At 71.7% G+C, this 22969-nt stretch carries 16 protein-coding genes; 7 read left to right on the top strand and 9 right to left on the bottom strand.

The genetic code is table 11. The annotated features are described in order from the left end of the window. Positions 1 to 66: 66 nt before the first annotated feature. Positions 67 to 4965, bottom strand: coding sequence for a DNA-binding protein (locus tag IO36_RS24615; protein ID WP_209441260.1), 4899 nt, complete (start codon positions 4963 to 4965; stop codon positions 67 to 69). Next, positions 4962 to 5828 carry a DUF4132 domain-containing protein gene (locus IO36_RS24620; protein WP_037623024.1) on the bottom strand — a complete coding sequence of 289 codons (867 nt, stop codon included), beginning with the start codon at positions 5826 to 5828 and terminating at the stop codon, positions 4962 to 4964. The genes IO36_RS24615 and IO36_RS24620 overlap by 4 nt, the downstream gene beginning before the upstream one ends. Before the next feature lie 237 nt (positions 5829 to 6065). Between IO36_RS24620 and IO36_RS24625 the strand changes: the two genes are divergently transcribed. Together IO36_RS24625 and IO36_RS24630 are read left to right on the top strand one after the other, a co-directional pair. Further along, complete coding sequence (locus IO36_RS24625) at positions 6066 to 6854, top strand: inositol monophosphatase family protein (RefSeq protein ID WP_037623026.1); 789 nt, start codon at positions 6066 to 6068, stop codon at positions 6852 to 6854. Positions 6855 to 7097: 243 nt separating this feature from the next. Further along, the gene (locus IO36_RS24630; protein ID WP_037623028.1) at positions 7098 to 8045 is read left to right on the top strand and encodes an ABC transporter substrate-binding protein; all 948 of its coding nucleotides are present in this window, start codon (positions 7098 to 7100) and stop codon (positions 8043 to 8045) included. 162 nt (positions 8046 to 8207) lie between these two features. Here the strand turns inward: IO36_RS24630 and IO36_RS24635 are convergent, their stop codons facing one another. The 3 genes from IO36_RS24635 to IO36_RS24645 form a co-directional block, all read right to left on the bottom strand. Further along, positions 8208 to 9872 carry a polysaccharide deacetylase family protein gene (locus IO36_RS24635; RefSeq protein WP_051900905.1) on the bottom strand — a complete coding sequence of 555 codons (1665 nt, stop codon included), beginning with the start codon at positions 9870 to 9872 and terminating at the stop codon, positions 8208 to 8210. A gap of 109 nt (positions 9873 to 9981) precedes the next feature. Then, the gene (locus IO36_RS24640; protein ID WP_078943411.1) at positions 9982 to 11355 is read right to left on the bottom strand and encodes a glycosyltransferase; all 1374 of its coding nucleotides are present in this window, start codon (positions 11353 to 11355) and stop codon (positions 9982 to 9984) included. A gap of 278 nt (positions 11356 to 11633) precedes the next feature. Further along, on the bottom strand, positions 11634 to 12977 hold the full coding sequence (locus IO36_RS24645) for a nucleotide sugar dehydrogenase (RefSeq protein WP_078943412.1): 1344 nt from the start codon (positions 12975 to 12977) through the stop codon (positions 11634 to 11636). A gap of 672 nt (positions 12978 to 13649) precedes the next feature. Between IO36_RS24645 and IO36_RS24650 the strand changes: the two genes are divergently transcribed. Continuing rightward, the gene (locus tag IO36_RS24650; protein WP_051900906.1) at positions 13650 to 14519 is read left to right on the top strand and encodes a LamG domain-containing protein; all 870 of its coding nucleotides are present in this window, start codon (positions 13650 to 13652) and stop codon (positions 14517 to 14519) included. A gap of 326 nt (positions 14520 to 14845) precedes the next feature. Further along, positions 14846 to 17236 (top strand): beta-L-arabinofuranosidase domain-containing protein, encoded by a 2391-nt coding sequence (locus tag IO36_RS24655; RefSeq protein WP_037623029.1) that lies wholly within the window; start codon positions 14846 to 14848, stop codon positions 17234 to 17236. A 122-nt stretch (positions 17237 to 17358) separates the two neighbouring features. Here the strand turns inward: IO36_RS24655 and IO36_RS24660 are convergent, their stop codons facing one another. The 3 genes from IO36_RS24660 to IO36_RS24670 all read right to left on the bottom strand — a co-directional run bounded on the left by IO36_RS24660 (position 17359) and on the right by IO36_RS24670 (position 19521). Further along, positions 17359 to 17865, bottom strand: a complete 507-nt coding sequence (locus IO36_RS24660; protein ID WP_037623030.1) for a DUF6584 family protein — start codon at positions 17863 to 17865, stop codon at positions 17359 to 17361. Further along, positions 17852 to 18046, bottom strand: a complete 195-nt coding sequence (locus tag IO36_RS47440) for a hypothetical protein (RefSeq protein ID WP_167347415.1) — start codon at positions 18044 to 18046, stop codon at positions 17852 to 17854. The genes IO36_RS24660 and IO36_RS47440 overlap by 14 nt, the downstream gene beginning before the upstream one ends. A 98-nt stretch (positions 18047 to 18144) precedes the next feature. Beyond that, positions 18145 to 19521 carry a serine hydrolase domain-containing protein gene (locus tag IO36_RS24670; RefSeq protein WP_037623033.1) on the bottom strand — a complete coding sequence of 459 codons (1377 nt, stop codon included), beginning with the start codon at positions 19519 to 19521 and terminating at the stop codon, positions 18145 to 18147. A gap of 105 nt (positions 19522 to 19626) precedes the next feature. Between IO36_RS24670 and IO36_RS24675 the strand changes: the two genes are divergently transcribed. Then, positions 19627 to 20322, top strand: coding sequence for a TetR/AcrR family transcriptional regulator (locus tag IO36_RS24675; protein WP_037623034.1), 696 nt, complete (start codon positions 19627 to 19629; stop codon positions 20320 to 20322). 86 nt (positions 20323 to 20408) lie between these two features. Here IO36_RS24675 and IO36_RS24680 read toward each other — a convergent pair whose 3' ends face one another. Further along, the gene (locus IO36_RS24680; RefSeq protein ID WP_051900907.1) at positions 20409 to 21011 is read right to left on the bottom strand and encodes an HD domain-containing protein; all 603 of its coding nucleotides are present in this window, start codon (positions 21009 to 21011) and stop codon (positions 20409 to 20411) included. A gap of 175 nt (positions 21012 to 21186) precedes the next feature. Between IO36_RS24680 and IO36_RS24685 the strand changes: the two genes are divergently transcribed. Together IO36_RS24685 and IO36_RS24690 are read left to right on the top strand one after the other, a co-directional pair. Further along, complete coding sequence (locus IO36_RS24685) at positions 21187 to 22146, top strand: SdpI family protein (RefSeq protein ID WP_037623035.1); 960 nt, start codon at positions 21187 to 21189, stop codon at positions 22144 to 22146. Next, a complete protein-coding gene (locus tag IO36_RS24690; RefSeq protein WP_051900908.1) occupies positions 22140 to 22550 on the top strand; it encodes a GntR family transcriptional regulator in 411 nt (136 codons plus the stop codon). Before IO36_RS24685 ends, IO36_RS24690 begins: the two co-directional genes overlap by 7 nt. The last annotated feature ends 419 nt before the right edge of the window (positions 22551 to 22969 follow it).

The raw sequence follows: 22969 nt of genomic DNA on the forward strand, positions 1-22969 counted from the left end.
TACGTGAGTCGTCGGGGGAGAAGCGCCGGGGCCCTCGTCGGAGATCGCCGGGGCCCCGGCGGTGGATCAGCGGCGGCGGCCGCGTCGGACCTCGAAGTCCTCGAACCGGGGCCCGCCGCCCTCCTGGACCAGCCGCCAGGCCCTGCGGTAGAGGTCCGCGACCGGTTCGGCCGGCGCGATCACGCCGAGCAGCGCCTCGTCGCGCCACAGCAGGTCCTCGTACAGCGGCCGCTTCCACTGCTCCAGCGGGACGCGCGGCGCCTTCGGCACCACCCAGCCGCCCGGCAGGAACAGCGAGCGCCCGGCCCGGGTGCGGGTGGCCTCCACGAGCAGGTCGGTGGCGGCCAGTTCGGCACGGGCGGCCTTGAGGCGAGCCGGCTTCCAACCGGTCCACCGGGCCGTCATCCGGTCGGTCGGGTCGGGCATGGCGAGCAGCATCAGATAGAGCGCCGCCGCGTCCTCCCCGAGGCCGTACTCCTTCGCCGCCTCGGTGACCAGGTCCGGCACCGAACGGGTCGGGTCCTGCGGCCACCAGGTGCCGTCCTTGCCGCGCTCACCGGCCACCGGGTCACCGGGATCGGCGAGCAGGGCCTCGAAGCGGGCGGAGCGGGCCAGGCCCAGGGCCACCTCCACGTGGTAGGGGCGCTGATCACCGACGCGCAGCGCCGGCAGGTACGGGTCCTGGCCCGCCTCGTCGAGCAGCGAGACCCGCAGGGCGGGGGACGGCTGGTCGTCGTGCGTGGCGAGGACGACGGCTCCGTACCGCTCGAACCCCTTGCCGACCTCGGTGGGCGCGCCCGCCGTCTTCCGGAAGTCGGTGATGCTGATGTACCTCCCGAGGTCGAACATCAGCCCGGGGTGCGCCAGCCGCTCGCGCACGGAGGCGAGCGCGGCGGGCAGCGCGGCGCGGATCGGGTCACCGGCCGGGAGCCGGTGGGCGAGCCAGGCGGCGAGTCCGACGAAACCGATCAGGACCTGCCCGGAGAACCCGGGATTCACCTTGTCGACGCTCTTGACCCGGTCGCCCTCGATCACCCACTCGTGGTCACGGGTGAGCCGGGGTTCCCCGGCCGGGTCGAGGATCGCGGGCAGTGCCTGCCGGGGCTGCCACTGCCCGTACTTGAAGGCGCGCACCGCTTCGCCGAGCAATTCCTCGGGAACGGCGGCCCGTCGACCGACCCTGCTGTTCCAGACCTCGGCCGCGGCGGCCCGGTCAGGTCCCTCGGTCCACAGCCGGGCGGGGTCGGCGGGCAGCAGCGCGGCCACGACCTCGGCACGGCTCTCCGGGCCCAGATGGAGGAGTTCCTCCTTGGCCACGCCCGCGGGACCGGCCTTCACGCCGATCGCCGCGCAGGTCTCCGCCGTCAGGTACGAGCGTTCGTTGATGATCTGGGGCATGCCGGCCACGATCAGCCGGGCCATGGTGTCCGTGACCCCCGTCAGCCGGGCGAACTCCTCGGCCGCCTCGGGGAACCAGGGCGCCGGTCCCCGTACGGACAGCTCCTTCAGGAACGCGGCGAGCCGGCCAGCGGGCCCGTCCTCGCCGAGCGGGGCGGCGGTGCGGAGCGTGTAGGGCGCGGGCACCTCGAAGCGCCCGGCCGGATCGTGGAAGAAGCCGCTGAAGACACAGCCGTCGTCACCGTGCGAGGTGTGTCCCACCAGGGCGAGGAAGGCTCCGCCGCCCAGGGGCAGCACTCCGTTCCAGGCCCCCTCGCGCCACTCGCCCGACGGGGTGCGCAGCAGGCCCGCTCCCAGGTGGAGCTCCACCTTGCGCCAGGGCGAGGGCTCGGCGCCCGGCGCCAGGCCCAGGGCGTCGATCTCGGTGAGCAGGGCCCGCAGGACCTCCCGGTGCTCGTCGGTGGTGGTCCCTGCCGCGGTCCTGAAGGCCAGGGCGGGCACCCGGTCGAGCACCGTGTCCAGGCCGGGCCGGCCGACGGGCACCCTTCGGCCGTCGAGGTGCAGGGGGGCCGCCGCTCCCTCCGCCACGGCGGCGTCGGTGAGCCGGGCCGCCCGCCCGAACTCGCGCAGGGCGCGGAAGACGGTGTCGGTCTCGTTGTCGTGGCCCCACCGGGAGCGGCTGAAGTCGCAGAGGCTGTTCGCCGCTTCGAGGAGCTCACTGTCGGGCGGACCGGCCGGGCCGTCCTCCTGCGGGCCGCCGTCGAGGGCACGGGTGAGCCGGGCGGCCACCGCGTCCAGCACGGCCTGCTGACCGGCCGCGTGCCGCACGACACCGGCGATTCCGGCGACCAGCGCGGTGTGGGTGACCGGGAGGAGGGAGCGGACCGCCTCGGGCAGTGCCTCCTTGTCCTCGGCGACGGCGGCGGAGAGCAGGGCCGCCGCCGTGTCGCGGTCGATCCTCCGCAGCGCCTCGGAGCCCTCGGGATCGCGGGCCGTCAGGCACTCCCAGTACTGCACCGGCGGCAGCAGCAGCGAGCCCTCGCCGAACGCTCCGGGCACCCGGTCGGTCTTGGCCACCGAGGTGGTGACGCCGTCCGCGTCCACGAGGGCGAGGCGCCAGCTCTCGCGGACGACGGCCGTGGCCGCCTCGGCTCCGGGGAAGACCACGAGCGCCGAGGGCCGGCCGGCGTCGGCGGGCAGCGTGGCGCTGTGTCCGGCGAGGTCCTCGGCCCGCACGGAGCCGTCGGGCAGCCGCACCACGCGCATGCCGACGAGACCGTCCACGGGCCAGGAGGCGGGGGCGGAGCCGGCGGTCGGCGAGGGGGTCAGCCGGCCGCCGCCGAACGTGCTGCCCTCGGGGGCGTCCCGCAGGGCGTCGGCGAGGAACGCGGGCTTGCTCGCACGGCCCTGCTCGCCCGTCGCCGGGTCGTACTCGTACCAGTCGTGCGTGCCGCCGTCCGAGCTCCACACCCAGTACGAGACGCCGTCGCCGAGGAGTTGGCGCTCCTCGGGCAGGGTGGTGTCGCCGGCGTGCAGGATCCCGCCGCCGGTCGTGCGGCCGCCGCCGGGCAGCGCCAGGGTGATGGCGCCGTTGCCCTGGTACCAGTCCATGCGGATGCCCCGGGTGTTGCGGGCGCCCTCCAGGGACAGCGGACGGTCGGGGTCGGTGTGCCAGTAGCCGCGCAGGCCCTCGGTGCGGTCGTTCCAGTAGACGAGAAGCCGTCCGTCCACATGGTGGAGGCCGGGATCGCCCCAGTGGCTGTTCGCGGGGATGCGCAGGTCATGGGTGAGGAGCGTGCCCTCGGCGCCGATCACCCGCGCCTGGGCCGCCCCGGCGACGATGAGGTGGGGCCAGGCGTCGGCGACGACCACGTCCTCGACGTCGGTCTTGGGAACGAGGGAGGCGACCGCGTCCTCCCAGGCGGGCCAGCCGAGTTCGTCGAACAGACCGGCCCGCAGGGTGCGCGCCAGGACCGGCGCGAGGTCGGTGCCGGCGGCGGCGCGCACCTCCTCCTCGGCCAGCAACAGCGCCTCGGCGGGCAGCCACTTCAGCCGTGACAGCGCGTCCGGCAACTGCGGCAGCCCCACGGCGGTGAACCGCAGTACGACGCCGCGCACCCAGTCCGCGAGCAGGGGACGACCGCCCGGCGACGCCGCGAGGAGCGCGATCGCCCGCCGTGACCCGTCGTCGTCGCCGAAACGGTCCGCGCCCCGCCGGAACGCCCCGTGGAAGCGGCTGTCGGCGGCCACCGACAGCAGGTCCCGGCGCCCCTCGCCCAGCGCCCACTGCGACAGCAGCAGCTGGTCGCCCTCCCGCGGAGCGGCCACCGGAACGTCCAGCGACAGCAGCAGATCGATCAGGTCGAGGTCGTGGACGACCCTCAACGCACCACCGGAGGCAGCGAGTTCGGCCCGCAGCCGGGCCGCGCTCCGCTCCACCAGCGGATACAGCTCGGCCATGCGGCTGGGGTCGCGCCACGACCGGGCCCGCTGCCAGTAGGCCAGGAACCGCTCCAGCCAGCCCGCGGCGCCGTCCGCGGGCCGCTGCTCCTCGGGCAGGGCGTCGTCCCACAGCCCCGCGGTGCAGCCGGAGGTCTCCAGCAGCTCCAGCCACATCGCCGGCATGTCGCTGTCGGGTGCGGAGGGCATCAGGTCGAGCAGGGTGCCCCGCACCTCGGGCTCGCGGGTGGCGAGGGCGATCAGGGCCGTGCGGTGTCCCTTCCACCAGCCGGCCGCTGAGCGCAGGGTCGCGGGCAGGGCCAGGAGGTCGCGGACGTACCCCTGCTCGGTGAGGCTCGCGTCGCGTCCGGCCGCCCTGGCCAGCTTGCGCAGGTCGTTCGCCATCTGCACGGACGGCGGGAGCCCGCCCGCCGTGCGGCGCAGACACAGCCGGGTGAAGCGGCGCAGCGCGTCCTCGGCCGGTACCCGTGCGGCCAGCTCCCTGGCATAGCCCGACAGGACCTTCACCGGGAGCGCGCCGGCCAGCGCGAACTCCAGGAACACGGCGTCCAGCCGGTCCTCGTGCACCGTCAGCCCGTGCTCCGCCTCGGCCTTGCGGGCCCGGGTGAACAACTGGGCGGCGTAGGTGGCGTTCTCCTCCGCCAGGAACACGCGCCCGGCCTGCTCGTAGAACGTCGGCAGGAAGTGCGGCACCGAGGCCGCCAGCCGGTCCCCGAGCTCGACGAAGGCGTCGAGAGCGGCCTTCGGACGGGACTTGACCTGCCGTCCGGCCCGCTCCAGGTCCGGCACGACGCGCAGCGCGTGATGCCCGTCGTCCGGGTGGTGCACCAGCACCCACTCCGGGAAGCCCAGGGACTGGCGCGGCCCGAAGCCGACCACGGCGGGCTCGGCGTCCGGCTCCAGACCGAGGAAGCCCGCGGCCAGGTCCTCCGCCGCGCCCAGCTCGCCCGCCACCAGCCGGACCACCACCCGGCCGTCCAGGCCCGGGTGACGGTACGCCCGTGCTGTCAGCGCCACCGCCTGCTCACCGGCGTCCTGTGTGTCGGGCGGCAGCACCGCCCCCGCCGCCAGCAGTTCCTCGTTCGACACCTGCGTCCCCCCGCTCATGCGTTCTTGCCCTCCTCGATGATGCGCCCGGCGTACAGCGCCGCGGCCATCCGCATCCCCTCCGACCAGGCGACCGGTCCCACCTCGACCAGCGGCAGCGCGCGGCCGTCCTGGTCCTGCCAGGTGAGCGCCCCCGTCTCGCTGTCCCCGTCCCAGTACGGCTCCCCGATCCACACCGAGGCGTCGACGGTGCGGACGCCGTCCCGGATGCGGGAGGTCGCGTACCCGCCGGACACGCCGTAGCCGAGGGAACTGGCCCGGGCGGCGAGCGCGAAGCGGGAGCGGAACGAGCCGCCGGCGAACTCCCTGACCTCCGTGGCCTTGGGACGGAGGTCGTCCGGCCGCCGCCATATCGCCCGGTGGATCTGCTCGACGCCCTGGACGATGCCCAGTTCGGCCGCGAACTCGCGCAGGTCGTCGAGGTCCGGGAGAAGGGCCGGGTGCGGCAGGGTCACCGTGCGCGGGGCGATACGGACGGTCTCGCCGTCCAGGTTCACCAGCCGCAGTTCGCCGGTCTCGGTGGCGCCGCGCAGGAAGCCCACGTCGTCCGGGTCGTCGCCGACGACGACGAGATCGCGCAGCGCGGCCTGCCAGGCCTCGTCCGGCCACACCCGGGCCAACAGCCCGGTGGGCACGGGCAGCGACGACACCATCCACGCGTCGACCTGCGCCACGCACGAGGCAGCGTGCCGTTCGAGCCACTCGGCGAACCGGCGCAGCCGGTCCACCTCCGGGTGGTCCTTGAGCGCACGCGGGAGCGTCTTCAGCTGCCGTCCCGCCGCCCGGCCCGAGGTGGCCCGCACGGCCACCCGCCCCTCCACAAGGGCGACTTCATACCCGTCACCCGCCGACAGCCACCCCACGAGCCACAGCCTTCCGCGTCAGGAACACAAGATTTGAGCACAGTTCACCCAGGTCAGTGCGTCCCGGGCGGAGTGCGACTATGCAGCGAACGCTAGCGCCGAGCACTGACAACCGGCCGCGCGGCCCCACAGGCGACCCACAGCGCACCCGACTTGAGGGTCCGGGCCGGTCGGCCGGACGTCCCGCTTTCGCCGGAGCGGGGGCGCGAAGCCCGGTGCCGCGGCTATCGTGCCGACGTGACCGACACGTACGTGGGACTCGACGACGCCGGGATCGCGACGGCCGCGGCCCGGGCCGGTGCCGCCGTGGTGCGGGACCTGTACGGGCGCCGTCTCACCCGCGTCGACAAGGGCGGCGGGGACTTCGCCACCGCCGCCGACCTCGAGGCCGAGAAGGCGATCCTCGACGTGCTCCGCGATGCCCGTCCCGAGGACGCCGTGCTCGGCGAGGAGAGCGGGTCGCTGGGCGCGGCGGGCGCGGCACGCCAGTGGCTGGTGGATCCCCTGTGCGGCACGCACAACTACGCCGTCGGCAACATGCTGGTCGCCGTCAACGTCGCGCTGCGCGGCGGTGCCGCGGCGGTGGCCGACCCCTTCGCCGACGAGGTCTTCGTGAGCGACGGCGAGCGCGCGTGGAGGAGCCACGAGGGCGCCGACACCCCGCTGGTGCCCACGTCCGCCACCCGGCTCGTGGACGTCAACCTGGACCCGCCGTTCCCCGGCGCGCCCGGCTTCCGGGCCGTCGAGCTGCTGGCCCGGCACGCCTTCGTGGAGTACTTCCGGCCCCGTGTCGTCTCGACGACCCTGGCCCTGGCCTGGGTCGCCGCGGGCAAGCGAGCCGCGTACGTGACGGACGGCGGAGACCTGTCCGGGAGCGTGCACTTCGCCGCGGGCATCGCCCTGTGCGGGGCTGCCGGTTGCGTCGTCACCGGCATCGACGGCAAGCCGGTCGGGCCCTCGGGGCGCGGCCTCGTGGTGGCCGCGGACGCCGAGACGCACGAGCGGCTCATGTCGATGATCGGATGATCCGGGTCCTTCTTCGGTGACCTGCTCCTGACCGGTGTCCGGCTCCTGACCGGCGCCCGACCTCGGACCAGTGACCGGCCCGGGTGCCTAAGGGGTCACGGCCGCGCGTGTGAACGACACCCCGGGCCGAGACCGGCTCGTTGACAGATAAAGCGGTGAAATGCCCTAATGATGCACAATGATCTTTTATGTGCGTCTCCTGGCGTTATGTCGCCGAGTGGGGCGCTGGAAAGGGGCCCTTGGATGGCGGTTGCGACCTGTGCCGGCGGCGGCCTCCTCCCGAGGAAGCACCTCGCCCCGCTCGGCGCGATGACGGTCGCGGCCGCTCTCACGCTCACCGGTTGCAGCGACCAGAGCCCCAAGGACCCCCCGCCCTCGCCGTCCGGCACGGGCACGCGGGCGCCCCTGTACGAGGAACTGCCCGCGGCGGTGAAGAAGTCCGGGGTCATCAAGGTCGGCTCGGACATGCTCTATCCGCCGATGGAGTTCATCCAGAACGGCAAGCCGACCGGCGTCGACCCCGGTCTCGCCGAGGTGCTGGGCCGGGAGCTGGGGGTGAGGTTCCAGTTCGCCAACAGCGCGTTCGACACCCTGCTCACCGGCCTGCGCGCCAAGCGGTACGACGTCGTGATGTCCGCGATGAGCGACACCAAGGAGCGTCAGCAGGGGCTGGATCCCTCCACCGGGGAGAAGATCGGCGAGGACGTCGACTTCGTCGACTACTTCACCGCCGGATCGTCGATCATGGTGAAGAAGGGCAACCCCGAGAAGATCAGGACACCGGCCGACCTCTGCGGCAGGAAGGTGGCCGTGCAGAGCGGCAGTACCGCGTACGACCTGCTGCAGTCCCAGCAGTGCGACGAGCCGATCGACATCGAGGCCTACGACACCCATGACGAGGCGCAGGCCCGGCTGGCGTCCGGTGCCGCGGTGGCCGATGTCGCCGACTACCCGGCGGTCGCCTACGCGGCGCAGACCTCGGGCGGCGGCAAGGACTTCGAGGTGGTCGGTGAGCAGATCGGGCCCGGTCCGTACGGCATCGCGGTGCCGGCTTCGAACAACCAGCTGCGGGACGCGCTCCAGGCGGCCCTGAACGCCGCCATCCGGGACGGTTCCTACAAGCAGGTCCTGGACAAGTGGAACGTCGGCGACGGCGCGGTGACCGACGCGACGATCAACAGCGGTACGTGAGTCGGGGCCCGTCGGCGCCCCCTCGTACATGGCTGCCTGTCGTACACAAGTCCCCGTCGTACACGGGCGCCTGTTGAACTCGAGTGTGTTCCGTCCCCGCCGCGCCGGCGGCCGCGCCGGCGGCCGGGACGGAACCTCACGGGGTGTCGGACAGCGGTCGGGTCAGGAGCCGCGCGACGCGCCCTCGAGCGGCGAGATGTCGAGGGATTTGAAGACCGGCCACTGGTTTCCGTCCTTGTTGATTCCGGAACGGATGGTGACCCCGCCGGAGAGCCGGCCGGCCGGCTGGTTCGACTGATGGGTCAGTTTCACCTGGCCGTCGACGTAGGCCGTCGTGGTGTCCCGTCCGACCTTGACGGTCACGGTGTGATCGGACTTCGCGTCCAGCGGCCGCGAAGCCACCTTGTAGCCGTTCGCCAGCAGCGTCGCCCGGTTCCGGGTGACGACCACGGTGACCGGCTCCTTGCTGTTGGTCCGGACCCCGAGCGCGGCCTGGTTGGTGCCGTTGCCCAGTGAACCGATGAGCGCGGTGGCGCTGTAGTTCGTCCAGTCGACGCTGCTGCCCGGCCGGTAGTCCGCCTTGGCGTAGCGGGGGATGTTCGCCGACTTGGGCGCCTTGCCCAGGAAGACGTCGAAGCTGGTCCGCGTCTGGCGTCCGCCCCAGTTCTCGCGCTCGTACAGGGGCCGGTGCGCGTTGGCCGGCACCTGGACGTTCTGCCGGACGTTGTCCAGCATCTGGGCGGGAGTGGTCTCGGCGTAGACCTCGACGCGCTGGACGAGGCCGGCGGCCGCGGACCGGCGGCTCGCGGTCAGGGGGACGCTCGAATGGTCCGTCATCACGAGCGGGAACATCTCCTTGAGCAGATGCCTGGCCAGGGAGTCCTGCGAGTCGGCGTCCTGCTGCCCCGGTCCGTCGGAGAAGGGGACGGCGAACATGGTCGGGGTCGGCATGCCGTGGCCGACGATGTCCTTGACGGACCCGGCGAGGTCGTGGAGCACGCGGGCGCGGTACTCGGCCGTGGTCTCGCGGCGCCCCTTGTCCTCCAGCCACAGGCGGTTCACCAGCGGTGCGCCCGTGGTGCCGGTGACGTCGACGGGCTTGACGCTGTGCATGGCACGGGTGTGGCTCTGGAAGTCCCAGCGGCCCGACTTGTGCATCCGCTGGATCTCGCGCCAGGTCAGGTAGTAGGGGCGGTGCTTGTCCATCGACCCGGTGATCAGGAAGATCGTGCCGTTCATCTTGTGCTTGGCCAGGATGCGGTCGGCGTACTTCCACAGCCCGTCGGTGCCGTCGTCGAAGGTGAGCAGGACCGAACGGCGCGGCGTGGGGCCGCCGTTCATGTACGCGGTGAACTGCTTCGCGGTCAGGGTGCGGTACCCGGCGTTCTCCAGCGCCGTCAGATGGGCGTCGAAGGCCCCCGGGGTGATCGCGTAGGGGCTCGTGCTCTTCTTGTTGACGTCGTGGAAGGTCAGCACCACGGGCGGAGCGTATTCCGGCAGGTTCTCGCCCCGCCGCGTCCAGCTGATCTGGTCCGAGATCGACATGGACGACCGGGTCAGCGGCGCCTGCGGGGTCATGTACTTGCGGCCGAGGTAGCGCTCGATGCCGACGGCGCCCGACGTCACCACCACGGAGAGGGTGAGCGCCCCGAGCAGGACGCGCACGGGCCACTGCGTCCAGCCCCGGCCCCAGCCCTGACCGCGGCCGCGGCGGCGGTCATGGGCGGTTTCCTGCGAGTAGTGGCCGCGCGAGCAGGGTTCCGGTCCGTGCCCGTGATCGTGCACGACGACGGCGACAGGCTCGCGCCGCTGGCGCATCCACACCATCAGAGCACGCTCCCTCGCGACAGGACGATCAGATAGATGCAGCTCACCACCGAGATGGCGACCACATCGGTGATCACCCGGACCACCTTTCGCCGCAGGAACTTCTTCATCATCGAGTCCTTGACCAGACGCCGCGACGGATGGTCGCGAGGGAGTAGGGGAGCAGCCAGGACAGCAGCAGGGCCGACAGCAGGCTCATCAGCGGCCGGTAGCGCCAGCGGGGGTCCCCGGGGTTGTCGATCTTGAACGCCAGGCCCCAGATGCTGCCCTTGAGCACCACACCGCTCAGGTACAGCACGCTCACGAACAGCCCGCCCTGCATGGGCGACCAGATCATGTGGCGGACCGCCATCAGCGGCGCGGCCATCACCCACAGCACATGGCCGTAGTACAGGCAGGACGGGCCGATACCGCGGCGCCACATGAACGTGCCGGTGAAGCAGGTGTTGCGGATGAAGCTCTTCTTCCAGCGGATCTGCTGCTTCATGAACGGCCCGAAGTGCTCGGGGACGTTGGTCCACACCTTGGCCGACTGGACGTAGCCGATACGCCACTTGCGCTCGGGGTAGTCCTGCGTGGTGACGAACGGGGAGTCCGCGTACTGCTTCTTCAGCTTCTTGCCGACCCACAGCTGTCCGAGGACGTAGCCGGTGAGTTGACGGTCGGTGGCGAACCGGAAGGGGGCGCCCAGGAAGCGGTCGCCGGCCCAGGCCGGGAAGTAGTTGTACACCGCGTCCCGGCGGAAGACCGCCAGCGGACCGGAGACACAGGTGACCGATCCGAAGGTGGACTCGGCGGCCTTGGCCACCCGGAACTGCCCCTCGTACCAGACGTCCTGGGCCTTGGTGAAGAGTGTCCGGTCCACGTTCAGCGCCCGGCAGTGGCCGCTGACCGCGCCCAGTTCGGGGTGGTCGACCAGGGCCTGCACGCACTTGCGCAGGGCATCGGACGCCAGGATGCAGTCGGAGTCGGTGAAGGCCAGCACGTCGCCGGTCGCGATCGCGGCTCCCCGGACCAGGGCGTGCTTCTTGCCCAGGTTCTTCTCCAGCTTGAGCAGCGTGATGCCGAGCTCCTCCGCCAGACCGTCCAGGATCTCGCGCGTCCCGTCCTCGGAGAGGTCGTCGATCACGATGATCTCCAGGTCCGGATAGTCGCTCGCCGCCATCGACCGCACGCAGCTCTCGATGTACTCGGCCTCGTCCTTGACCGCGAGCAGGAAGCTCACCTTCGGCACGGCGGGCAGGGACGGGAAGGAACCGAGGTTCTTCGGGCGCCGGCGCAGCGTGCGCACAGACGGGTCGTCGTAGCGGCTGTAGGCGATCTGCAGCATGGCGATGGTGCCGACCAGCACGGTGATGCCGTAGCCGATGACGAGCGGCTTCTCCGGTACGAGCGGGAGTTCGCGGGCCAGGATCAGCCCGAGCGGCAGCAGGCAGAACATCGCCAGCACGCGCCGCACCGCGAAACGCACGTCGGTCTGCATCCGGTTCGTCCATCGGGTGAGCGGGCCCGGGGGCCTGCTCACGACGGCGGACGAGCGGACGGCCGGCAGCGGCACGGACGCCCTGGGGTGCGGGTTCGGCAGGATCAGACCGCAGGAGGCGGCGCCCGCCGGGTCGGCCGCACCCTCACGGCATACCGCTGTGTCGGGCGACTCGGCCGAAGTGGCCTGACCTGGCACGCCGCCTCCAGGCGCCCCGGGCACCGCTGCCCCGGGCGCCTCGAGGGCCGCAGCCGCGGCTCCCGGCGTCTTCAGGTCGGTCACAGCGTCTCCCGGGCGTCCACGGAGTCCAGCCGGTAGGTCGCGTCCAGCACGTCGTCCCGGTCGTTCAGCCAGCTCAGGTCGGCACCCGGGTGCACGGTGTGCACCAGCACCAGGTCCCACTCGTGGTCCTCGGGCGCGATCACGCTCTCCTGGATGCCTCCGGCCACCCGGGCCGCGCGCACCATCGAGTCCGTGAAGCGGACCTCGGCGCCCTCCTCGACGAGTTCGTCGAAGATCTCCAGCGCCGGCGACTCCCGCAGGTCCTCGACACCCGGCTTGTACGCCATGCCGACGATCAGGATCCGGGCCCCGGTGAGCGGCTTGCCGCGCTCGCCCAGCGCCTCGCGCACCCGCCGCACCACATGGCGCGGGCGGCCGGCGATGGCGTTCATGGCGGCCTCGACCAGCGGCGAGGTGCTGCGCTCGGCCCGTAGCTGCCAGAGCAGGTAGTGCGGGTCGCAGGGGATGCAGTGCCCGCCGACGCCGGGACCGGGGTAGAAGGGCATGAAGCCGAACGGCTTGGTCGAGGCGGCCTCGATCACGGGGATCGGATCCAGACCGAGGACACGGCAGTTGTCGGCGAACTCGTTGGCCAGCGCGATGTTGACCGCGCGGAAGGTGTTCTCCCAGAGCTTGGTCATCTCGGCGGCCTCCGGCGAGGGCAGCACGTAGACCGAGGCGGCCGTGCGCGACAGCACGGAGATGGCCCGGTCGACGGTCTCCTGGCCGGCGCCGCCGACCACGCGCGGGGTCGTGTCCTGGGTGTGGCGGGCGTTGCCGGGGTCGATCCGCTCCGGCGAGAAGGCCACGAAGATGTCCTCGCCGACGGTGAAGCCGCGCTCGGTCAGCGGCTCGGTCAGCAGGTCACGGGTGGTGCCGACGTAGGTGGTGGAGGTCAGCATCAACAACTGGCCGGGAACGGCGTGTTCGACGACGGTGGCCGCGGCGGCCCGCAGCGCCCGGAGGTCGGGGGCGAGGTGCTGGTCCACCGGGGTCGGCACGCACACCAGCACGGTGCGGGCCCGCGCGAGGGCCGCCGGGTCGTCGGTCAGCGTGAAGCGGGGATCGTCGTCGAACTGCGAGAGCCGCTCGAGGTCGCTGGGCAGCAGGTCGACGTCACCGCCCCGGATGGCCGCCAGCCGTTCCGGGCTCGCGTCGATGCCGATCACCTCGGTGCCGGCGGCCAGCAGGCCGAGCGCGGTCGGAAGGCCCACGTAGCCGAGACCCAGGACCGCCACGGCCCCCACGTCCGGGGTGCCCAGGGAGACCTGACCGCTCAGCGTCTCGAACGCGTCGCCGAGGTGCAGTCCTTGGGTGGCGGGAAGGGTGTTCGTCAGCATGATGGACGCTCCTGATATCGCTCGTGGGTTGCACGCCGACCGGCGCGCGCACATTGCCTGGGTGGGGACTACAGGTCCGCCGCAATGTCCTTGGACAACACAACCATCCCAATGGGCCAATTCTTGGTCAAACGCTTGGAAAGGTAAGGTATGTACCATTTCGACCCACTTACGGAGTCATTACCTGCCCTCCGAGCAGGGACTCCTCCCCGATTCGACGCCCCACGGGGTGTTCTCGCGCCCATGGTGGTGTGATTTAGCAGTCATTTTCCGATAGATCCGATGTGGTGCAGTTCACACTATTCGGTATTGACTGCGGGACTTTAGTCCCTGAAAGCCGCAAGGTCCGTGCTGTATGCAACTCACCTGTTTCTCAATGGATCCCAGAAGCCTCGCTGCTCCTCTTTGCGGTCTTTTGTGCCAGTATGGAAAAGGCCGCGGAGTCACTTGTTCCGTGAGCGAGGCGCCGTGTCCGTGAGCGGCAACCGGGGCGCCGGATCAGGCGAGTGGTCTCACCACCGCGAAGGGTCGCGCCCCTGTCCGGGCGGGCCGAGAGGCGAACGAGCGGGACATCCTCATGACTTGTGGCATCGCGGCATCAGGCCGCCGCCGACTCTCCTTGCCGGACGCGTCGTTGCGGTGGTCGTCGGTCGAGCACCGGGCGTCCCGGTCATGACCCGAAGACGGCGCACGGGCTACCTGGCGGTCGCCGCCGTCGCCGGGGTCACGTCGGTGCTGACGGCCTGCGGCGCTGGTCCGCCGCCCTCGGCGCACCCCGCCGCGTCGTACGACGCCGAGGTCCGGGCCGACTCGCCGGCCCTGTATCTGCCCCTCGGTACCGGGCGCGCCGACCAGCGGTCCGCGGGCGCCGTCAAGGCGACCCGGCATCATGCCCCGGGCGTCGCCACCCTGCCCAACGGGGACCGCGCCACCCGCTTCGACGGAGTCTCGCAGTACGTGGAGGTCCCGGACGGCGACCGGCTCTCGGTCACCACGACCGGTGAGCTGACCGTGGAGGCATGGATGCGGCCGGACACGCTGACCTTCGCCCGGACCGCGGGCGCGGGCTACGTGAACTGGCTCGGCAAGGTCTCCGACAAGGGCGTCCGTGCCGAATGGCTGGCCCGCATGTACTCGCGCGACAACAAGGAAGCGCGCGCCAACCGCATCAGCGGCTATGTCTTCAACCGCGGCGGAGGACTCGGCGCCGGATCGTACTTCGAGGACCCGGTCAGGCCCGGTGAATGGATCCACTTCGCGCTCGTCGTCAACACCCGTGAGAAGAGCGCCGATTACCCCACCGGGTACGTCAAGGTCTACAAGAACGGGGTGCTCCGCGACCAGGACGCCCTCGACGACTACGACATCACCCCCAGCAACACCGACGCCCCGCTGCGGATCGGCGCCGCCGGGACCAAGTCCTTCTTCAAGGGCGCGATCGGCAAGGTGGCCGTCTACGACTCCGAGGTGTCCCAGTCCCATCTGGCCGCCCATTACCGCGCCATGACGGCGGGGCCCGGGGAATCGGCCACCGGAACCTGACACTTGGAGGGCGTGGCCTGCGTACGGCGTCGGGGTCCCGGGGGCTGCGGGCCTGTGGATCCGGAGCGGCGTCTCGGGGGTTCGTGGACCCGGAGGGCGCCTCCTGCGAGTGCTTTCGTGACGCCCATATGGACAGCGGCCCCCGGCCGTGCTGTCATGTCCGCGGCGCACTTTCCAACGTTGTAGAGAGGGCGCACCCGTCCCTCGCGGAAGCCGAGCCGAACCGGATCCGGAGGGCCCGGCGCTTCGCACCCTGTGCACGGGACCGGACGGGACAACGTTGTCGCACGCTCAAGCGGACCCCTCGCGGAAGGCAGGTCACCTGCATGTCAGTGAGCAGACGGAGAGTGCTCGCGTTAGGTTCCGGCACGCTCGGTGCCACGGTGCTCGGAGGCGCACTCCCGGCGGCCGCGGCCGCTCAGCCGCGCGCCGACGCCGCGCCGGCCGACACGTTCCAGAAGCTCCCGCCCGGAAGCGTGGTCGCCCGTGGCTGGCTCGCCGGGCAACTCCGGCTCCAGCTCGCCGGGTTGTGCGGAACGTACGAGAACCTCTCGCACTTCCTCGACTTCTCCGCGACCGGCTGGGTGCATCCCGAGCGCGACGCCTGGGAGGAGGTGCCCTACTGGCTGCGCGGTTACATCCCCCTGGCGATCGCCACGGGCGACGCCCACGCCCTGTCCCGGTCGCGCGAATGGGTGGACGGCATCCTCGCGACCCAGCAGAGCGACGGCTTCTTCGGACCGCGATCGCTGCGCACGGCACTCAACGGCGGCCCGGACTTCTGGCCCTTCCTGCCCCTCCTCCAAGCGCTGCGCACGCACGAGGAGTACACGCACGACCAGCGGATCGTGCCGTTCCTCGTCCGCTTCCTGCGCTACATGAACGCCCAGGGCCCGGGAGCCTTCAACAGCAGCTGGGTGTCCTACCGTTGGGGCGACGGCCTCGACATCGCCGTCTGGCTCTACCGCCGGACCGGCGAGGCGTTCCTGCTGGATCTCGCCGCCAAGATGCACGGTTACGGCGCCGACTGGACCGGGGCCACCCCGAGCCGGCACAACGTGAACATCGCCCAGGGCTTCCGCGAACCCGCCCAGTACGGACGGCTGACCGGATCAGCGGACCTCGTCCAGGCGACCTACCGGGCCTACGACACCGTGATGGGTGCCTACGGACGGTTCCCCGGAGGCGGGCTGGCCGGTGACGAGAACTACCGCCCCGGCTTCGCGGACCCCCGGCAGGGCTTCGAGACCTGCGGCATCGTCGAATTCATGGCCAGCCACGAGCTGTTGACCCGGATCACCGGCGACCCGGTCTGGGCGGACCGCTGCGAGGACCTGGCGTTCAACATGCTTCCCGCCTCGCTCGACCCCGACGGGAAGTCCATTCACTACATCACCAGCGCCAACAGCGTCGACCTCGACAACCGGCCCAAGACACAAGGGCAGTTCCAGAACGGCTTCGCCATGCAGGCCTTCCAGGCGGGTGTCGACCAGTACCGCTGCTGCCCCCACAACTACGGCATGGGATGGCCCTACTTCACCGAGGAGCTCTGGCTCGCCGGCGCCGACGGCGGACTCGTCGCCGCGCTCTACGCCCCGAGCACGGTCCGGGCGACGGTCGCCGGAACGACGGTCACCGTCACCGAGGACACGGGCTACCCCTTCCAGGACACGGTCACGTTCACGGTCTCCACCCCCGAGCCGGTGCGGTTCCCGCTGCGCCTGAGGATCCCCGGCTGGTGCACCGGACCCCAGCTCCAGGTCAACGGCGCCCCGGCCGCCGCCTCGGCGGGTCCGACCTGGGCGCGCATCGACCGCACCTGGAACAACGGAGACGTCGTCCGGCTGCGGTTGCCCCAGCAGGCCCGGCTGCGCTCGTGGCCCGGCCGGCACGGCGCGGTCAGCGTCGAACGAGGCCCCCTCACCTACGCGTTGAAGATCGGCGAGCGCTACGACCGCTACGCCGGGGACGCGGCGTTCCCCGCGTACGAGGTGCACGCGACCACCGCCTGGAACTACGGTCTGCTGCCCGACACCTCGCTCACCCCGGCGCAGACCGGCTCCGGGGTCCCGGACCAGCCCTTCACCCCCGGCACCACTCCGATGTCGATCTCGGCGCGGGCCCGGAAGATCCAGGAATGGATCGCCGACGACGAACACGTCGTCGCACCGCTCCAGGACTCGCCCGCCCGCAGCGCCGCAGCGGTCGAGACGGTCACCCTCATCCCCATGGGCGCCGCGCGCCTTCGCGTCGCGTGCTTCCCGACGGCGGCCCCCGACGGGAAGCCGTGGACCCCTGAACCGCCCTTCCGCAGGCTCGCCAACAAGAACAGCGGGAAGGTCCTCGCCGTCGACGGGATGTCGACCGAGAACAGCGCCCGCGTGGTGCAGTTCGACAACACGGGGACGGGCGACCACGCCTGGCAGCTCATCGACAAGGGCGACGGCTGGCATCTGATCCGCAACGGCAACAGCGGCAAGGTGCTGGGCGTCGACCACATGTCGCTGGACAACAGCGCGATCGTCGTCCAGTTCGAGGACAACGGCACCGACGATCACCTGTGGGCCCTCGTCGACAACGGGGACGGCTGGTACCGCGTCCGCAACAAGAACAGCGGCAAGGTGCTCGGCGTGGATCGCATGTCCACCGCCAACAGCGCGCAGGTGGTCCAGTACGACGACAACGGCACGGCCGATCACCTCTGGCGCTTCCTCTGAGGGGGTGAGTCCCGGCCCTCGCGCCGGCTCGCCCACGGGGGGCGAGCCGGGCCGCGGGGGATGCCGTCGGTCCCGGAGACGGAAGCAGGCGGGTCGGCCGGGTCGGGCGGGGGCGGCCAGGGTCAGTCGAAGAGGGCCACGAGGCCGTTCACCCAGATCGCGACGATCACGACGGCGACCACCAGGCATCCGAGGCCCGTCAGGGTGTCGGCGAGGCGGCCGCTTCTGTCGTCCGGTTCCGGGACCGAGGAGGAGGTGTCCCAGTCGACGTCGTGGCCCACGGCGTCGGAACACGCCGCTCGTACCGCCTCCAACTGCTCCTTGGCGAAGGGCGTTTCGGCGAGCGACTCGGAGCCGCGCCAGGCCAGGGCGCGCATGCGCTCCGCCGCGTCGGCGTAGCGGTCCTCGAAGGCCGAGGTCTCGGCCGCGTCCCGGTCCGCTTCGAGGTACATCCAGCGGCCGGCCTGCGCGGATTCTCCGTACAGCCGGTATATCTCGCCGAGGCGGCGTCGGAGCGCCAGGTCGTTCGGGAACGACGACACGAGTCCGCGCAGGCGCTGGCGCGCGGCGGGGACGCGGCCGGCGGCCAGGTCCGCGTCGACTCGTGCGAGGGTCTCACTCAAAGGCATATGCCATGATCGACTCACCGGGGGCCCGCCGTCGAGTGGTTTCGGCCATCGCTCTCGTCGTGACCTGCGGATCGGGGGTTGCTCCGCGTTCGTCGGGGTGGAGTGGCGGCAGGGGCGCAAGGCGGCCGAAGGCGATCACGTCCGCCGGGATCACCGGCTCGGTCTCCTGCCACGCCAGCATCGGCTCCGGCTCCGGCCCGGGGATCACCGACGACGACAGTGGCCCGGTTCTGCCCACCCCCGTCCTCCGCCGCCAACTGCCGCTCAGGCAGCAACGCTTCAGGACACCGGGACCACCCGGTTGAAGAGGCGGCCCGCGATGTCGACGCCGGTGACCGTGCCGTCGGCGTCGCGGGAGAAGTAGCCGCGCTGTCCCGCGAGGCCGCCCTCGGTGACTACGTACTCGTCGCCGTCACCGGGGAGGAACCCGATGGACGCGGCCGGGTGGTCCGGCGGCATCTCCTCGTCGGACGCCGCGCGGATCCCCGGCTTGATCCCGACGCCCAGGGTGAGACGGGCGCCGTCGGCGGCTATGTCGAGGTCCATGGCGTCGATCTCGTACCGCCCGACGACCTCCCGCGCCCGCCCCTCGTCGTACGGGAGCGGCCGCGCGGCCTTCTCCGTGACGCCGAGGTGGTGCTCGAGGGCCCACCGCACGACGGACTGGTTGAAGGCGTGGCCGTCCGGACCGAGATTGGCCAGGGAGACCACCGCGAACTCGCGCTCGGGCACGATGAGCAGTTCGGCGAACTGACCGTTGCCCGACCCGCCGTGGCCGATCCCGCGCAGGCCGTCGAGGTCGTGCAGGAACCAGCCGACACCGAAGCCGTCGCCGAGGGTGCTGCCCCGCAGCGCGACCGTCCGCTCCCGCATGCGATGGAGCTGAGAGGCGGGCAACAGGCCATCGCCGTCACCGAGTTGGAAGCGCGCCCAGCGGAGCAGATCGCTCACCGAGGAGGCGAGGCCGCCGCCCGGGTTGTCGCCCCGGGCACCCTCCTTGAAGGCGTTCCAGGGCCGGGCGACGCGCAGTTCGCCGTCCGGGGCACGGTTGTAGCCCAGGGCGAACTTGCGGACCATCGCCTCCGCCAGCCCGTACACGGTGTCCTTCAGTCCCAGGGGTTCCAGCAGGAGCGAGGCCATCGCCTGCTCGAACGGCAGACCCGTGACCTTCTCGACGATCCGCCCGGCGAGGTTGTAGCCGGCCTGGCTGTACGAGGCGCGGGTGCCGGGCGGTGCGATCAGCGGGAGTTCGTGCAGCCTCGACACAAGCCCGGCCAGGGAGCGGTCGCCCTTGCCGTCGTCGATCAGGTTCCATTCCAGGCCCGCGGTGTGGTTCAACAGGTTCAGTACGGTGATCCGCTCCGCGGCCCGCTCGTCGGCGAGGCGCAGCTCCGGAACGTAGCGCCGTACCGGTGCGTCCAGATCCACTGTGCCCTGGGCGACCAGGCGCATCAGCGCGGTCGCGGTGAAGGTCTTGGAGACCGAGGCCACGGGGAAGAGCGTGTTCTCGTCCACCGGCGACGGATGGGCGAGGCTCGTCACGCCGTGCGACACGCAGATCTCGCGGCCGTCGATGAGCACGCCGACCGCCGCCCCGGGGATGCCGTGTTCCGTGGCCTGCGATGCGACGAACTCCGACAGCGTGTGGTGCGACATGGCTCCTCCTAGGTTCGCTTGAACTAAGTACAAGCCAGGAGCGTAGAAGTCACTTGAACAAAGTGCAAGGCGCTCCATGAACTAAGTTCAAGTAAGGTGGTGGCCATGCCGCGAGACAAGCTGACCGCAGACCGGATCGTCCGAGCCGCCATCGAGCTGCTCGACGCCGAGGGGCTGGACGGCCTGAACATGCGCAGCCTCGCGCAGCGTCTCGGTTCGGCCGCCACGGCCGTCTACTGGCACATCAAGAACAAGGACGACCTGGTCAGGCTCTCCAGTGAGGCGGTCTGGGGCGAGGTCGAGCTGCCCGACCTGGACACCACCGACTGGCGGACGGCCGCGGCCGCCCACGCCGCCGGAGTGTTCGCGATGCTCACCCGGCACCCCTGGCTCGTGCAGGCGTTCGGCAGCCACCTCCTGTACGGACCCGCCCAGGCCCGGCACAACGACTTCAGCCTGGCCGTCTACGAAAAGGCCGGCTTCGAGGCCGCCGACGCGGACCGGGCGGCCGCGGCCGCGCTCGCCTTCGTGCTCGGCAGCACGCTGGGGCCGGCCGCGCAGGTGTCGTTGAACCGCCGGCTGGGCAAGACCGGCGAGGACGCCGGCCAGTTGGTGGCGGACGCCATGGCCCAGGCCACCGAGACCGCGAAGCAGTTCCCGCATCTGCGGAAGCGCCTCGACACGGCGGCCGCCGCCGAGTACGCCGGTGCCCCGGACCACGCCTTCGAGTTCGGGTTGCGATCCCTGCTCGACGGATTCGAGGCCCGTCTGGCGGCCGACCGCGCTGACGCGAAGGACTGACGGTCCCTCACCGCCCCTATTTGCGACGGGCGCTGGGTGGATCGGTCATGGTCCGGGTCGGTCGAGCGGCCGGGGCCGGCCGGCCGTCACCCGGTGCGGACGGGGGAGTAGGACATCTGGAAGGCGAGCCGGTCGTCTGCGCCGTCGCCGATGCGCGTGAGGACGTCGTCCAGGTCCAGGAACTCCTCCCAGGCCTGCCTTCCGCTCGCCGCCGCCAGACCGGCGACGACCAGGCCCTCGAGCTCGGGGACCCGCTTGTTCTTCCAGATCTTGTCGGCCAGGCTGACCAGCAGGTCCTCCATCGCGACCCCGTCGTCGGTCCAGGAAGCGTGCGTCGCCGCGAAGCGCGCCCTGCGGGAATCGACACCCCGTGCCATGAGCAACTCGCGGCCTGCCGCCTCGTGCCGTGCGCCGGGAGCCGACAACTCCTCGGGGTGCAGGGCCTTTCCGAAGTCATGGGTTGCCGCTCCGAACAGGACGGCCTCCGGATCGACCCCCAGGTCGAGGCCGCGCCCGTCGATCCACGCGAGGAGTTGCGCGGCGACATCGTGAACCGCCCGGAGATGGGCGACCAGTCGCGGGGGAGCGCCGACGTCGTCCAGCAGCCTCGCGGCTTCGGCCGGCAGGGGGCGCAACGAGGGTCCGAGGGATTCCTGAAGGGCTGTCGACAGCACGGGCGAGGTCGTCACCGCGACAGGGTAGCCCCGCCCCTACCGTGCGGGGCCGGGTCGTTGCCCCTGCCTTCCGTGGCCGGTTCGTCGGGAGGGCGGCGGACCGCTCGCCCTTCGAGCCCCCTTCAAATGCGCGGTACTCATGTGTCATTGTTCTATTCGAAGGCGAACAATGATGCGAGGGGGGATCAAGATGAACGTCGTCCGCAGGTGTGTCCTGACAGCCGCTCCGTTCGGCGTGGCCGCCGGGGCCTACGCCGCCGTTTTCCGGGCCGGCCACGACCGACTGCCCGACCGGATGGCCACCCACTTCTCCCTGGACGGCACGGCCGACGGCTTCATGGGCCGCACGGCCGCGCTGTGGTCGGGAGTCGGTGTGATCTGCGGTGTGGGAGTCCTGTTCACGGTGCTGGCCGCGGTCGCCATGAAGGGCGCGGGGGCACGGCTGACGGCCGCGGTGGGCGCCGGGACGGCGGTCCTCATCGGCTACGCGCTGATCGCCACCGTCGTCGCCGACACCGGCGTCGACGACCCGGCGGACGCGCGGCTGCCCCTGTGGCACCTGGCCGTGCTGCTGGTCTTCGTCGTGGCGGCCACCGGCGCGCTGGTGTGGTGGCTGGCGAGGACCGGGCCGCGTCCGGCGCCCGCGTCGGCGCCCCCTTCGCTCCCGCTCGCCGAGGGTGAGATGGCGGCCTGGACCCGTACCGTCGTCACCCGCGCGCTCCTGATCCCGGCCGGTGCCGTCGCCCTCGCCGGCCTCGGCACCCTGTTGTTCGGTCCCTGGCAGGTGGGGTTGCCGCTCGTGGCCCTCGGCCTGGCGTGCGCGCCGATCGCCGCGGTACGGGTCACCGTCGACCGGCGTGGATTGACCGTCACCTCCACCCTGGTGCCTCGGCCCCGGCTGCACGTGCCTCTCGACGGCATAACCGACGCGGACAGCACGCGGATCGACGCCATGGGAGACTTCGGCGGCTGGGGGTACCGGATCCTCCCGCACCGCCGGGGCCTGGTGCTGCGCTCCGGGGAGGCGCTCTCCGTCCGTACGGTGAAGGGACGCGACTACGTGGTCACCGTCGACGACGCGACAACCGCTGCCGCGCTGCTCAACGGCCTGGTCGCCCGTCATGTGGGGGAGCGTGCGGCGGGATGCTGATCCGTGTCCTGCCCGGCTCGCCCGTACCCCTCGGCGAGCAGATCGCCGCCTGCGTACGGGGGGCGATCGCCGACGGCAGCGCGGCGCCGGGGGAGCGGCTGCCGCCCGCCCGTCAGGTCGCCGCCTCGCTGAACGTCAATGTGCACACCGTGCTCCGCGGTTACCAGCGTCTGCGTGACGAGGGACTGATCGAGCTCCGCCGCGGCCGGGGCGCCGTGGTCACCACGGCACCCGGCATCGCGCACCGCGCCCGACTCACCGACGCCGTGCACGGTCTCGTGGCCCAGGCCCGCGAACTGGGCCTGTCCGGCGAGGAGTTGCTGGCCCTGGTGCGCGACGGCCTCGCCGGCGCACCCGCGGCCACGGCTGAGGGGTCCGGCTCGGCGGACGAAGCGGAGAAGTGAGCCGGGTCCGGGGCGAGATGTCCCTGCCGGATGTGTGGACGGCATCGGGTCGGTCCTCTCGGCCTGGCCTGGCGCCATGTCACGTTTCTGGCGCGGCCGGGGGATGTCTTGACGATGGGCCGCCGTATTCGGGTCAACGCGCCGACGAGGCGCCCGCGTCGGGGACCGGGCCGCGCCGGCAAGGTCTCGCCGACGCGCCATCCGGCCGTGGCCGCTCCGTCCCGGTGACCTCATCCTGCCGTCGCGATCTTCCACCTTGGCGCCCGCGCGGAGGCAGCGGAGCCGGGCGACGGACACAGAAGGGGTGTACCACCTGCCGGCCGCGGCAGCCGGGACAACGGTGATCGCGGCGGCACCGTCGGGGGAAATACCAGGTCAAGCCCCGCTTCGACCTACCTGAGAAGAACCTTGTGCAACAC

Origin of the sequence: Streptomyces aureus, from assembly GCF_000725495.1 — a bacterium.
Lineage (GTDB): Bacteria > Actinomycetota > Actinomycetes > Streptomycetales > Streptomycetaceae > Streptomyces > Streptomyces aureus_B.